The organism is Blautia glucerasea, from assembly GCF_020537505.1.
GTDB lineage: Bacteria > Bacillota > Clostridia > Lachnospirales > Lachnospiraceae > Blautia_A.
In genome coordinates, this window is sequence record NZ_JAJBMO010000010.1 from 74560 (window position 1) to 89108 (window position 14549).

Sequence of the window (14549 nt, forward strand, 5' to 3'; positions counted from 1 at the left end):
GCTTTTGTTCCGTTAAATTCACTTGTTACCCTAATACTACACGTTTTTCGAACTATTTACAAGCTATTTTTTACTATTTTTCAATTTTGTTTAGCTTTTCTGAAAATATTGCGTTTTTGGAACTATTCACCAAACAACAGCAGTAATATTTTTGCATAACACCTGCCCAGCACACAGGAACAAAGGGGCTCCTTCTTGTGTCGGCACAAAAAGGAACCCCTTTCCACGTAAGTTTAATTTTCGTTTTCGTCTTTTGGCCTGGCTTCCACATAGCCGCAGGTTTCCTGGCTGCACACCAGTTTATTTCCCTTCTCGACCATATAGCTTCCGCATACCGGACACTTCTTGGCAGACGGCTTCTGCCAGGACATAAAGTCACACTCCGGATTATCCTCACAGCCATAGTATTTACGGCCCTTCTTCGTCTTCTTCAAAACGACTTCCTTGCCGCACTTCGGGCAGGCTACGCCGATCTTCTCATAATAAGGCTTGGTGTTTCTGCACTCCGGGAATCCAGGACATGCCAGAAATCTTCCATGAGGACCATATTTGATCACCATATGGCGGCCACAGTTATCACAGACTACATCGGTTTCCTCATCATGAATGTCAACCTTCTCCAGTTCCTCCTGGGCCGCATCCACATCATGCTTCAGGTCTGGATAGAAATTACGCACAACGGTCTTCCACTGTACAGTACCATTCTCCACACAGTCCAAAAGTCCTTCCATAGTAGCGGTGAAATTCACATCCACAATACTTGGAAATGCCTGCTTCATAATGCTGTTTACCACCTCACCAAGCTCTGTCACATAAAGATTACGCTGCTCCTTTGAAACATAACGGCGGCTGATAATGGTGGTGATCGTCGGTGCATAGGTACTTGGACGTCCAATGCCAAGTTCTTCCATAGTCTTTACCAGGGAAGCCTCTGTATAATGTGCCGGCGGCTGGGTAAAATGCTGCTCTGGCTTTAATTCTTTCAGTTTCAGCTTCATGCCCCTGGTCAGGCTCTGGCTTAACACATTCCCCTTCTTCGTGTCCTCTTCCTGCATATAGACAGAAAGGAAACCGTCAAATGCTACCCTGGAAGCAGATACGGTAAAGGCATACCCGCCAGCTGCCACCTTTACAGAGGTGGTTTCATATCTGGCTGGTGCCATACGGCTTGCTACGAAACGCTTCCAGATCAGCTGGTAGAGACGGAACTGGTCTCTTGTAAGGGATTCTTTTATCTGTACAGGTGTACGGCTGATGTCAGTTGGACGGATGGCCTCATGGGCATCCTGGATCTTCTGCCCCTTCTTCACTGCCTTGGCGGACTCTGCCACATAGTTCTCTCCATACTGGCTATCAATATAGCTTCTCGCAGCTGCATCTGCCTCGTCGGAAATACGGGTAGAATCTGTACGAAGATATGTGATCACACCCACGGTGCCGCTGCCCTTGACGTCAATACCTTCATAAAGCTGCTGCGCCAGACGCATGGTCTTCTGGGTGGAAAAATTCAAAGTCTTGGATGCCTCCTGCTGCAGAGTACTGGTAGTAAACGGAAGAGGCGCATTTTTGACCCGCTCTCCTTTTTTTACTTCAGAAATCTCATATTCTTCGTTTTCAAGCCTCTTAAGGATTTCCTCCATTTCAGCCCTGTTATGGATATCCATCTTTTTGTCTGTTCCATAGAACTTGGCTTCCAGAGGTTTTTTCTCTCCATCTACCAGAAATTCACCATTCAGGCTCCAATACTCTTCCGGGATAAAAGAGTTGATCTCCTCCTCCCGGTCACAGATGATACGAAGTGCAACAGACTGTACACGGCCGGCACTTAAGCCACGCTTTACCTTGGCCCACAGAAGGGGGCTGATGGTGTAACCAACCATACGGTCCAGCATTCTTCGCGCCTGCTGTGCATCCACAAGATTCATATTCAGTCCTCTTGCATGCTTCAGGGAATCCTTGACTGCAGTCTTTGTGATCTCATTGAAGGTAATTCGGTGCATTTTCTCCGGATTTTCCTTCAAAGCCTGCATCAGATGCCAGGAGATTGCCTCTCCTTCACGGTCGGGGTCAGTTGCCAGATAAATCTTATCGGCCTTCTTGGCAGCCTTGCGAAGCTTGGCAAGCAGCTCTCCTTTTCCACGAATGGTAATGTATTTAGGCTCGAAATCGTTTTCTACATCTATTCCAAACTGACTCTTGGGAAAATCACGAACATGTCCGTTAGACGCCTCTACTTCATAATTTGCCCCAAGAAACTTCTTAATTGTCTTTACTTTTGCAGGTGACTCCACTATCACCAGATATTTAGCCATACTACCTCTCCTACTTTGTATTGTAACTGCGTCTTACCTGCACAGTTACTTTAGATCAAAAATCGTTACTGCAGATTATCCCCCTGATAATCTGTAGTACTGTCTGCCTGTCTCTCCTACGAGCCCCATAAGCTGAAGTTCCGTAAGAAGAGCGCTGACTTTTGCCGCTGAAAAGCCTGTTTTTCGTATCAGATCATCCAGGTTTTCAGGTCGTAAATCGAGACCACTATACACCAAATCCAAATCCGGCGCAAGCCCCAACTTCTTTTTTTCCATATTTTGAGGGGTGTTTTTTGCTTCGATTCCCCATTCCATAAGCATGATTTCCGGGCTGTAGGCAATTCCTGCACCGTCAAAGATCAGCTTGTTGCAGCCCCGGCTCAGCTCCTCTGTTACCGCCCCTGGAAGGGCATAAACACTGTGCCCGTGCTCCAAGGCAAAGTTTGCCGTAATCAGGGAACCGCTTTGTTCCTTTGCCTCCACCACAAGAACTGCATCAGAAAGTCCGCTGATGATCCGGTTTCTTGCGGGAAACGCCCAGTTCATAGGCGGAGAACCTGGCGGAAGCTCGCTGATGATCCCGCCGCCTTTCTCCAGGATCCGCTGATAAAGCCACCTGTTGGATTTTGGATAACATACATCCACACCACTTCCCAGTACTGCAAAAGTAGGGGTATCTGTATCAAGTGCCCCCTTATGTCCTTCTGCATCAATTCCTCTGGCCAGGCCGCTGATAATCTGTACCCCATACTTCGCCATGGTCCTGGCATATTTGAAAGCCTGGCATCTGCCGTAAGGACTGCACATGCGGGCACCAATCACCGCTGCGGAGGGCTTTTTCGGATCTGGCAGGTTTCCGATGTAGTACAGTTTTTTTGGCATCCCGGAAAGCTTTCGCAGCCGCTCCGGAAATGCCGGGTTTTCTATGGTTACACACTTGATCTTAGGGATTGCTTCCATACTAAAATACCTCCTGACCTGCATTTTTATGAATTAAAATATAAAAAAAACCAGGCAGCTATTTAACAGGCTCTCAAACGCTGCAAACGCATTCAGCCTTTATACTTCTTATCAAACGCTTTATAGGTAAGAGCCTCCGCAACATGTCTCGTATGTATCAGCTCCTCCCCCTCCATGTCTGCAATGGTCCTGGAAACCTTCAGTATCCGGTGGTAAGATCTTGCGCTGAGCGCCATAAGCTGGAAGGCATCTTTTGCCACCTGAAGGGCATGTTCCGTCAGCACACAATATTTCTGGATCTGTTTTCCAGACAGTTCCCCGTTAAAACAGATTTTCTCCTTTTCATAACGTTTCTGCTGTATTTTCCTTGCTTTTTCCACCCTTTTCCGGATAACGGCCGAGCTTTCCCCCGGTTTCTCCCCTGAAATCTGGGAAAAATTCACAGGAGGCACATCTGCACAAAGATCGATCCGCTCAAGAAGGGGCTGACTAAGCTTATGAAGATAATGGCTGACCTCTCCAGGTGTACATCTGCATTTATTCGTGTCGGGATAATACCCGCAGGGACAGGGGTTCATGGCTGCCACCAATATAAACCCGGCTGGAAACACATAGGTCCCACTGGCCCTGGAAAGCTGGATCTGCTTGTCCTCAAGGGGCTGGCGCAGTACCTCCAGGCTTCTTCTTGTAAACTCCGGCATTTCATCCAGAAACAGCACTCCCCTGTGCGCCAGTGTCACCTCCCCTGGTCCTGGAATTCTGCCGCCTCCAGCCAGAGATGCAGACGAGCTGGTATGGTGGGGATTTCGAAAAGGCCGTACCTGGATCAGCGGTCTTTTTTGACTTAAAAGCCCTGCAATACTGTAAATTTTCGTAAGTTCCAGACTTTCTTCAAAAGTGAGGGACGGCATAATAGTAGGAATCCGCTTCGCCAGCATGGTTTTGCCAGCGCCCGGCGGACCGATGAACAAAATATTGTGAAACCCGCTTACCGCAATTTCAGCCGCTCTTCTGGCACTTTCCTGCCCACAGATCTCAGAAAAATCCACCGGGCCGGTCTCTGTAATACTACCATCCCGCTCTTCTTCAGAATGCATCCTTTCTTTTTCAAAAGTCTCCGGATCCGAAACGAATTTCAGAACCTCCCCAATATTGCGGACACCAACCACCTTCATATCCCGCACCAAAGCAGCTTCCTCAAAATTTCCCAAAGGGATCATGCAATACCGGCAGCCAAGCTCCCTGGCCCGAATCACTCTTGGCAGCACACCAGAAACGCTTCGCACCTCTCCATTTAAGCTTAGTTCTCCCACTACCAGAACCCCCTTAAGAAGCTTTGGATCAAGAAATCCCGCTGCTGCCAGAACCGCCGCAGCTACCGGCAGGTCAAATCCTGCCCCCTCTTTTTTCAGATCTGCCGGTGCCAGATTTACCGTTACCTTCTTGGGCGGCAGACTGATTCCATTATTTTTCAGCGCAGTACGCACTCTGTCCTGGGCTTCTCTCACCTGGGTACTTGGAAATCCAACCATGGTGAAACAGGGAAGCCCGTCACTTACATCCGCTTCCACCTGGACCGGGCATACCTCCATACCGGAAATTGCCGCTGATAAAACGCTTGCAAACAATCTTATTCCTTTCTGCAGATACAGTCTGTCCCCGTATTTCAAACCATTCTGCCATCAAAAACTTCTCTGGAATAAAAACGAACAAAAGATCAAAAAATGATAACTGTGAAAATACTGCACAGTTATAAAAATGCTGCTGGTCTGCCTGGAAACCAGACCCTAAAGACATGCTTAAAAGATATACAAAATTCATTATAGCCCATTTTGCTCTGAATTGCAATAGTGCATTTCGTTCTGATTTATACTTTCGGAAAGGATTCTCCAAAGGGAATTCCACAGAAGAAAAAGAGGTGAACCAATGAAATTTCAGAGAATTCAGGACCTTCGGACAGACGCCGACCTGTCCCAGAAACAGATCAGTGATATCCTGCATATCAGCCAGCGTTCCTATTCCCATTACGAAACCGGCTCCAGGAATATCCCAATTGAAATGCTGATTCGTCTTGCCAATTACTACGAGACCAGTATTGACTATCTGGTTGGACGCACCGACAATAAAAAAATGCAAAAGTAACTGTGAGGAAGCCGAACCGTTACATGCCAAAATGAGGGGGACTGGTGTCCCCCTCATTTCTTGTTTTCAACATTTCATTTTCCCATCCAAAGCTACTTGCCCTGGCTTCGAAGCAGTTTCTCTGTATCCGCGATCTTGGAGATATTGGCCACTTCGTACTCGTTAAAAATATCCCCCTGGTTATCATCAAAGGTCTCCGGATCTTCAGTTCCCTTATACCAGGATTTGCTGTTAAAATAATCTGCGATCCTTTGTGTTACAAACTTTCTTCCATGGCGCGCATAAATCTCATTTTTCGCCAGTTCCAGCTGATCAGAGGAATATCCCGCCAGATCCTCATCTGTAAGATAGCGGCTGTCGCTGTCCGGGAATATGTAATCTCTGCCGGAAATGTCTTTGCTCTCCTCCGGTGCAGCTACAGTAGGGGTAGCCGTAGCTGCCGCTGCCGCCTTCTCCCTTGTCATCACGCCATCCACCTTCGGGGCCATTCCTGCCCCATCAGCTGTTACAGTAGTATCCAGGCGCAGATAAAGCTTTCCCTGGTCAAAGGTCATATTGCCGCTTACCTGATTTCCCCAGGAATCTGTAAAGTCCAGCTTCGCCGCATTTCCAGCAACCTTTGCAGTATCAGAAGCTTCTGAAACCCTGGTACCTTCACTGTCACTTGCCTGGGAAAACGTAAAGGTAACAGACTTCAAGGTAAGATCATCTATACTAAGGCATACCAGACCATTCTTACTGTACCAGGTTCCCAAATAATCATTTGCCATAAAAGCAGGTGCGCGGGTGATCACCGGAGTGGGGGTTACCGTAGCAGTGGGCTCCGGTGTAGGCGTTGCCGTTGCCGCAGGAGTTGGTGTCACAGTTGGCACCTTTTCCAGTGCTTCAATGGCAGCCTTCTTCTGCTGCTCTTTTTGAATTTTCTTTTTATGGTTTGCATACAGAATTCCAGCGATCCCTACCATAACAAATATGGCGATCAGCGCAAACAGGGTTGCTTTTAGTATATCCTTGTTGTGTTTTTTCAAAAACGGTCACCTCCAGTAAAAGAATTCCTGTTACTGTTCACCACCAAAACAATAACGAATTACTCTCTGCCTGTCTCTTTTCTCCTTAGTAACACTTATTCCTGTCCATTCCAGCAATAGGTACAAAGCTTGCATGGCTCAATGTCAATGGACTTCTTCAGGTCATCCAGACGATGGTATTTCAATGAGGTAAAATTCAGTTCCTTGCGGATCTCTTCCAGCATTTCCTTATAATTGGTGGAATCCGGATTTGCATAATCCTGCAGGATCTGATCGGACACATTGTCCCCCTCACGCTTTGCAATGATCCGTCTTGTGATCAGGTCCATCTCAGACTTGGAACGTGAAAAGTTCAGGTACTTGCAGCCATATAAAAGCGGTGGACATGCCGGACGGATGTGCACTTCCCTGGCACCATTATTATAGAGGAATTCGGTAGTCTCCCGAAGCTGGGTACCCCTTACAATGGAGTCATCGATCATAAGAAGGCTCTTATCCTTAATCAGTCTATGTACCGGGATCAGCTTCATTCTGGCAATCAGGTTTCGCTGGCTCTGCTGTGTAGGCATAAAAGATCTTGGCCAGGTAGGGGTATATTTAATAAACGGACGGGCAAATGGCACTCCAGAACGGTTGGCATAACCAATGGCATGTGCAATCCCCGAATCCGGCACACCTGCTACCAGGTCCGGATTTACCTCTCCCACATCTCTTCCAGCCAGGATATCGCCGCACTTATAGCGCATTTCTTCCACGTTTACGCCCTCATAGGTAGAGGTAGGATACCCATAATATACCCACAGGAAAGAACAGATCCGCATTTTGTCTCCAGGCTTCTGGAGCACCTGTACTCCCTCCGGAGTAATAAAGTCGATTTCTCCCGGTCCCAGCTCCTTCAGATCTTCATACCCAAGATTAATATAAGCGTGACTTTCAAAGGAAACGCAGCATGCCTCCTCTTTCTTACCGATTACCAGAGGGGTCCGTCCATACCGGTCGCGGGCAGCATAAATTCCCTCCCCAGTCATAAGAAGAAGTGTCATGGAACCCTCGATCATCTCCTGTGCATACCGGATTCCCTCCACAATACTGTCCTTCTGATTGATCAGCGCCGCAGTCACCTCTGTGGGGTTCACGCTGCCGCCGCTCATCTCCAGAAAATGGGTGTGCCCATCTTTAAAGCATTTCTCCACCAAAGCTTCTATATTGTTGATTTTACCAACTGTAGTAATTGCAAAATTTCCAAGATGGGAGCGCACCAGAAGGGGCTGTGGTTCATTATCGGAAATACAGCCGATTCCAAGATTTCCCTCCATCTCTGCCACATCCTTGTCAAACTTAGTACGGAACGGAGAGTTCTCAATATTGTGAATTACGCGGTCAAACCCGGCACTTCTGCTGTATACAGCCATTCCACCTCTCCTGGTACCCAGATGGGAGTGATAATCAATTCCAAAAAACAGATCCATTACACAATCAGACTTTGACGCAACACCAAAAATTCCACCCATTTTTCCTTAGTCTCCTTATTTTTTCTCCTTTATAACGCCTTTTCTGTAGGCATCCAAAAGCTGTTTCAGCTCCTGAATTCGTTCTTTCAGTGCCTTACCGTTATCCGTATCCCCAACAAGGGCACGTCTTGGATTGTAGCGGACCGCCACACGGTTTGACACAATGTCCCGCTCGGTCGCTACTGCATCTTCTGCTGAAGTAAAAGGCTCATGTGCAGTCAGGCTCAAGCCATAGGAACTATAAACAAGAGTATATCCGGCAATACCGGTCACATTCCGGTATGCCTCGCAGAAACCACCGTCAATTACGATCACCTTGCCATTACATTTCACTGGATTCTCTCCCTCCAGCTGATGTACCGGCACATGGCCATTGATAATATGCCCTTCCTCCGGATCCAGTCCGAATTCTTCCAGCATACGGTTTACCACCTCTTCTTTCTCCCAGAGGTGATAGTAGGCATTCTTTTTCTCCTTGTGTGTCTCTTTATCTGCGATAAAATAACGCTCGAAGGTAGTCATTTTATCTTTTCCATATAGTGGGGAATTAGGTCCGGCCCAGATATACCACAAAATATCCTGGCTTGCCTTCTTTTCCTTCTCATCTACGGTAAAAAATGCCTTTCTCACGTAGGCTTCCAGTTTATCATAAAGTGCCTTGCCTTTACAAGTCTCACCGTAAATCTCAACTTCTTTTAATGTTCCATTTTCATTCAGCGGAATGCTTCCATGGAACAAAAGGTTGCCGTTATAAGTCTTATAAAGGCCGCCTTTGTCCAGGAGAAGCTGCATGTGATTCTGAAGCTTCTCGCAGTTGCGAAAGCCAGAGATCAGACGCTCTATCACCTCTTTTTCCCCGTTTGTCAGCTCATAGGGATGCTCCCAGTCAATGGTTGGAAAATGGCAGTCCAGAAGCTTATGCACACTTCCATCCAGCAGACGGACCGTACCATTCCCAGGATCAATGCCTTCCAGCACGCACCGGTTTTCCATGTGAAAATCAGGACGCTCCCTGACCAGGGCTCCCTCCAGCTTAAACTGGATCATGGAAATGGCCTTGTGCATTTTCCGGCTCAGTTCCTTCTCAAGTGCATTGTAATTGGAAGGATTTCCGTGAACCTCGAAAACCTCACAGGGATCATCTCCATACACTTCCATTGCAAAAGCGGCAAGGGGCATCATATTGATCCCATAGCCATCTTCCAGAATGTCCAGGTTGCCATAACGGATGCTGTTCCGGATCACCGTTGCCATGCAGGCTGCCTGTCCCACAGCAGCTCCCATCCACACCACATCATGGTTTCCCCACTGGATATCCAGGGAATGGTACTCCATCAGGCGGTCCATAATAAAGTGAGGACCCGGGCCTCTGTCGTAAATGTCTCCCAATACATGAAGATGGTCTACGACCAGCCTCTGGATCAGCTCTGCAAGGGCAATGATAAAATTCTCTGCCCTTCCAATATCGATGATGGTATCCACAATGGAATCGTAATAAGCCTCTTTATCCAGGACCTCCGCTTTCTCCGTGATCAGCTCTTCGATCACATAGGCATAGTCAGCCGGAAGGGCCTTTCGCACCTTGGATCTGGTATACTTGGAGGCGGTTGTCTTGCACACTTCAATGAGGCGGTACAAGGTGATCTTGTACCAGTTCTCCATGTCCGTCTCTGTCTTTTTCACATAGGCAATCTTCTCCTTGGGATAATACACAAGGGTTGCCAGGGAACGTTTGTCACTGTTGCTTAAGGTATGTCCGAATACATCGTCTATCTTCTTACGCACTGCACCGGAACCGTTTCGGAGCACATGGGAAAAAGCCTCGTACTCTCCGTGGATGTCAGAGAGGAAATGCTCGGTGCCCTTTGGCAGATTAAGAATAGACTGAAGGTTGATGATCTCTGTGGAAGCCTTCCCAATGGTAGGGTAAAGCTCTGCCAGACGTTGTAGGTAGCGCAGTTCTTCTGTCTTCATGAAACCTCCTGTTTTGCAAGCAGCCCGACTGCCCATCCCCGGAGGGAGGGTACAATCAAAGACATCATATTTTTCTCATTTAACCAGCATTCGTTGAAAAATCAAACAGCGAAATCTGGTTGGACTGTGGAATATCCCCAAACAGCCCAAGCTTATCCATCAGATCAATTACGGTCTTGCTGACCTTGGTCCGGTCGCGGAAATCATCCTTGGAAAGGAATCTTCCCTGTACAGCTGCGTCCACAACAGCATCCGCAGCCTTATCTCCAAGACCTTCTATAGAGTCAATAGACGGCATCAGCCTGCCCTCTATGATCTGGAAACGATGTGCCTTTGCCCGGTAAATATCAATCGGCATGAAATCATAGCCTCTTGCATACATTTCCTGGACAATACGCATATCCTTCAGGGTATCCTGCTCTTTCTTGGACGCAGTATCTCCCTTCTTACGGATCTCCGCCATATAAAACTCCAGCTTTTCTTTTCCCATACACATCAGCTCATAGGAAAAGGCGGTAGCACGGATACTAAAATATGCCCCGTAGTAAGCCAGCGGCTGGAACACCTTGAACCAGGCGATTCGGTAGGCCATCATAACGTAAGCCGCTGCATGGGCCTTCGGAAACATATATTTGATTTTCTTACAGGACCAGATGTACCAGTCTGGAACGCCGTGTTCCTTCATGGTAGTGATCCATTCGTCACGGAGCCCTTTTCCCTTACGGACACTCTCCATGATGGTAAAGGCAAGACCACTCTCCACTCCCTGGCCAATAAGATAGATCATAATATCATCACGGGTACAGATTGCTGTAGAAATAGTAGCCTTTCCTTCTTCGATCAGAGTCTGGGCATTTCCCAGCCAAACATCCGTACCGTGGGAAAGCCCCGCAATACGGATCAGGTCGGAAAAGTATTTCGGCTTGGTATCGATCAGCATCTGCATGGCAAAATCAGTACCAAACTCTGGAATTCCAAGGCAGCCCAGCTTACAGCCGCCGATATCCTTAGGCTCTATTCCAAGAGCTTCGGTGCTGGCAAATAATGACATGACCGCCTTATCATCAAGAGGGACCTCTCTTGCATTTAAATCTGTCATATCCTCAAGGGTACGGATCATGGTGGGATCATCATGTCCAAGAATATCCAGCTTCAGCAGGTTTCCATCAATGGAGTGGTAATCAAAATGGGTAGTAATAAATCCACTGCTGGAATCGTTTGCCGGGTACTGGACCGGGGTAAATTTCTCTATTTCCTCTCCCATAGGGAGTACGATAATTCCTCCAGGGTGCTGGCCAGTGCTTCGCCGGATACCGGTACAGCCCTGTACAATCCGGTTGATCTCACAGGAACGCTTATGCTGTCCCCGCTCTTCAAAATAGTTCTTCACATATCCGAATGCGGTCTTATCTGCAAGGGTACCGATGGTCCCCGCCTTAAAGGTCTGGCCTTTTCCGAATATAACCTCTGTATAATGATGGGCATTGGATTGATATTCTCCTGAGAAATTCAGGTCAATATCAGGCTCCTTGTCACCTTTAAATCCAAGGAAGGTCTCAAAAGGAATGTCAAAGCCCTGTTTTGTCATCCTGGTGCCGCATTTTGGGCAGATCCGGTCTGGCATATCGCATCCTGCCATACCTGCAAATTTCTTAATCTCCGGGGAATCAAAATCACTGTACTTGCACTCCGGATTTGGGCAAAGATAATGCGGCGGCAAAGGATTAACCTCTGTAATACCAGACATGGTGGCTGCCAGAGAGGATCCAACAGAACCTCGGGAACCTACCAGATAACCGTCTGCATTGGACTTCCACACCAGCTTCTGGGCAATGATATACATCACCGCATATCCATTGGAAATAATAGAGTTCAGCTCCTTGTCCAGACGCTCTTCCACGATTTTTGGAAGAACCTCCCCATACATTTCATGTGCCTTCTGGAAACACATATCCTTTAAGTCCTGGTCAGAATTCTCAATGACCGGCGGATATTTGTCAGGATGGATGGGGGACATTTTCTCTATCATATCCGCTATCTTCACGGTATTTGTAATTACCACTTCCTCTGCCTTCTCGCTTCCCAGATAGGAAAACTCCTCCAGCATTTCTTCGGTGGTGCGAAGATAAAGAGGCGCCTGGTTGTCTGCATCCTTGAAACCGCTTCCTGCCATGATGATACGGCGGTAGATCTCATCCTGGGGATCCATGAAATGGACATCACAGGTAGCCACAACCGGCTTGTGGAACTGCTCTCCCAGCTTCACGATCTTTTTGTTGATCTCGATCAGGTCTTCCTTGGAGTGGATGGTATCGTTCTTCTCATCCTCGATCATGAACATATTGTTCCCAAGAGGCTGGATTTCCAGATAATCGTAAAAGCTTACCAGCCTTGCGATTTCCTGTTCCGGTGCGTTTCGTAAAAGAGCCTGGTAAAGCTCGCCGGCTTCGCAGGCACTTCCAATGAGAAGTCCCTCCCTATGTGCCTCGAACACGCTCTTCGGCACACGGGGTCTGTGGTTAAAATACTTAATATGGGACTGGCTTACCAGCTTATACAGATTGATACGCCCAGTCTCATTACGCATGAAAATAACGGCATGGTAGGTAGGCAGCTTCTTAATCGTATCAGGGGAAATTTTTCCCTGTTCATTGAGCTGGTCTACGTCTGTAATGTCTCTTTCCCGGCACATTTCTACGAATTTCTCAAAAATACGAGCGGTACACTCTGCATCATCCACTGCACGGTGATGGTGATCCAGAGAAACACCAACGGCCTTGGCAACTGTATCCAGCTTAAACCGGTTCAGCGACGGCAACAGGAATCTTGCCATACCTACCGTATCCACATAGGTAAAATCATTTGGGATTCCCATGCGGTTGCAATTCTCTATAATAAAGCTCATATCAAAATCTGCGTTGTGGGCTACCATGGTAGCTCCTTCACAGAATTTCAGAAATTCCGGTAAAATTTCTTCAATTGGACGGGCATCCATTACCATACTATCATTGATGCTGGTCAGCTGCTCAATTCGAAAAGGAATTGGCACCTGTGGATTGACAAATGTGGAAAAACGGTCTGTGATCTTTCCATTTTCCACCAGTACAGCACCAATCTCGATGATCTTACAGGTAAGTGGGGAAAATCCGGTGGTCTCGATATCAAAAACGACGAATCTTCCATCTAAGAACTGTCCCTTAGGGTTGGTGACCATACCTTTCAGATCGTCTACCAGGTAGGCTTCCATACCGTAAAGCACCTTGAAGTCAGAGTCTTTTGGTACACAGCCGCCCCATGCATCAAAGCAGTGGTTTGCCTCCGGGAACGCCTGTACCACACCATGGTCTGTGATGGCAATGGCAGGATGTCCCCACTCATAGGCACGTTTTACCAGGGCCTTAGCCTCCGTTACACCATCCATGTCGCTCATCTTGGTATGACAGTGAAGCTCCACACGTTTCTGTGGACTGGTATCTACCCTTGAGCTACGGAAATCGGAAATTTTCTTAATTCCGGAAATAGAGCCGATGGTCAGCTCCCCGTCGAAACGGTCGATGGAAGTGACTCCTTTGATTTTCAGGAAGGCGCCTTTTTTCACATGTTCTTTGATCTCCGGCACCTGCTCGTTGCGCAGGAACATTTTCACTGTGATGGAATCTGTGAAATCTGTAACCGGAAAGATCAGGATGGTCTTTTCGTTTCGGATTTCCCTTGCTTCCACATCCATAACCTGGCAGCGAATGATCACCTCTCCCATTTCCTGTACAATATTTTCCAGTGGAATTGGCTCGTCCTCGAAATCCCTTCCATAAATAACATCTGGGTTTGGATCCTTTCGGAAGCCTCCACGGAAATCGCCCCATTTTCCCTTCTTCTCGAATGGCTTTTTCTCGAAAGGCTTCTTTTCCTGGGCTGCAGCTTTTTTCTCCGTCTTGGCAGCGGCGGTCTTGCCCTCTGCTTCCCCTTTTCCAGCTTTTTTCTCTGCCGCAGGAGCCGGTGCCACCCCTTCTCCTTCTGTGGAAAGCTTGGCGTGCTTCAGCACATTTGCCACTTCCTGGCGGATCTGAATGGCCGCATTCTTGCGGTATTTGCTCTCCTCCGTCTGTACATAATCCATGGAAACCTTCAGGTCCATTCCGCAACGCTCGCAGAATACCTTATGAAGGTATTCGATCAGGATCTCGCTTTTCTGTCTGGAGATCACAGAATCCGGGAGCACCATGTTCAGGCAGTCATCCTCTGGAAACGTGATCTGGGCCTGTTTGAACAGGTTGTACTCCAGCATATTATAATTGCGAAGCTCCAGCTCCATACTGGAGCGGTAGGTATCCAGGAAATTCTTCGGCGTGTACTGTCTGGACAAATGAAACTTCTCGATTACCTTCACACTTACCTCAAGTCCTGGAAAGCATTGTCTCTTGATCTGCTCTTCCAGGCTGAAAATGTGCTTTTTGTGGATCCAGCGGTCGCTTCTTAAGTAGACGCGGACACAGGTTTTGGCTGAGTTACAGGCTACTTTGGTGACGATCACATCTTCCAGAAGTTCACTTAATTCCTGTTTCAGTTTTAAGCTTGGAAATACGTCAAAAAATTCTTTTTCCATTTATAAAATATACACCTTC

At 47.5% G+C, this 14549-nt stretch carries 8 protein-coding genes; 1 reads left to right on the forward strand and 7 read right to left on the reverse strand.

The features are described from left to right. Positions 1–233: 233 nt before the first annotated feature. From topA to LIQ05_RS10325, 3 genes are all read right to left on the reverse strand, one after another. The gene (gene topA, locus LIQ05_RS10315) at positions 234–2312 is read right to left on the reverse strand and encodes a type I DNA topoisomerase (protein ID WP_226820454.1); all 2079 of its coding nucleotides are present in this window, start codon (positions 2310–2312) and stop codon (positions 234–236) included. 75 nt (positions 2313–2387) lie between these two features. Further along, the gene (gene dprA, locus LIQ05_RS10320) at positions 2388–3272 is read right to left on the reverse strand and encodes a DNA-processing protein DprA (RefSeq protein ID WP_226820455.1); all 885 of its coding nucleotides are present in this window, start codon (positions 3270–3272) and stop codon (positions 2388–2390) included. A 92-nt stretch (positions 3273–3364) separates the two neighbouring features. Next, the gene (locus tag LIQ05_RS10325) at positions 3365–4942 is read right to left on the reverse strand and encodes a YifB family Mg chelatase-like AAA ATPase (protein ID WP_264292761.1); all 1578 of its coding nucleotides are present in this window, start codon (positions 4940–4942) and stop codon (positions 3365–3367) included. 256 nt (positions 4943–5198) lie between these two features. On the opposite strand from LIQ05_RS10325, the gene LIQ05_RS10330 reads away from it, so the two are divergent. After that, the gene (locus tag LIQ05_RS10330; RefSeq protein WP_226820456.1) at positions 5199–5414 is read left to right on the forward strand and encodes a helix-turn-helix domain-containing protein; all 216 of its coding nucleotides are present in this window, start codon (positions 5199–5201) and stop codon (positions 5412–5414) included. Positions 5415–5506: 92 nt separating this feature from the next. Here LIQ05_RS10330 and LIQ05_RS10335 read toward each other — a convergent pair whose 3' ends face one another. From LIQ05_RS10335 to LIQ05_RS10350, 4 genes are all read right to left on the reverse strand, one after another. Beyond that, on the reverse strand, positions 5507–6442 hold the full coding sequence (locus LIQ05_RS10335; protein ID WP_226820457.1) for a YARHG domain-containing protein: 936 nt from the start codon (positions 6440–6442) through the stop codon (positions 5507–5509). A 95-nt stretch (positions 6443–6537) separates the two neighbouring features. Next, a complete protein-coding gene (locus tag LIQ05_RS10340) occupies positions 6538–7953 on the reverse strand; it encodes an amidophosphoribosyltransferase (RefSeq protein WP_226820458.1) in 1416 nt (471 codons plus the stop codon). A gap of 15 nt (positions 7954–7968) precedes the next feature. Beyond that, positions 7969–9927: a fructose-1,6-bisphosphatase gene (locus LIQ05_RS10345; protein ID WP_226820459.1), complete on the reverse strand. Its 1959-nt coding sequence runs from the start codon at positions 9925–9927 to the stop codon at positions 7969–7971. 79 nt (positions 9928–10006) lie between these two features. Then, complete coding sequence (locus tag LIQ05_RS10350) at positions 10007–14530, reverse strand: PolC-type DNA polymerase III (protein WP_226820460.1); 4524 nt, start codon at positions 14528–14530, stop codon at positions 10007–10009. Between the last annotated feature and the right edge of the window lie 19 nt (positions 14531–14549).

Excerpts from the sequence above, each read along its gene's own strand:
- topA (WP_226820454.1), bottom strand. The coding sequence starts at position 2,312 with ATGGCTAAATATCTGGTGATAGTGGAGTCACCTGCAAAAGTAAAGACA.
- dprA (WP_226820455.1), bottom strand. The coding sequence starts at position 3,272 with ATGGAAGCAATCCCTAAGATCAAGTGTGTAACCATAGAAAACCCGGCA.
- LIQ05_RS10330 (WP_226820456.1), top strand. The coding sequence starts at position 5,199 with ATGAAATTTCAGAGAATTCAGGACCTTCGGACAGACGCCGACCTGTCC.
- LIQ05_RS10340 (WP_226820458.1), bottom strand. The coding sequence starts at position 7,953 with ATGGGTGGAATTTTTGGTGTTGCGTCAAAGTCTGATTGTGTAATGGAT.
- LIQ05_RS10345 (WP_226820459.1), bottom strand. The coding sequence starts at position 9,927 with ATGAAGACAGAAGAACTGCGCTACCTACAACGTCTGGCAGAGCTTTAC.
- LIQ05_RS10350 (WP_226820460.1), bottom strand. The coding sequence starts at position 14,530 with ATGGAAAAAGAATTTTTTGACGTATTTCCAAGCTTAAAACTGAAACAG.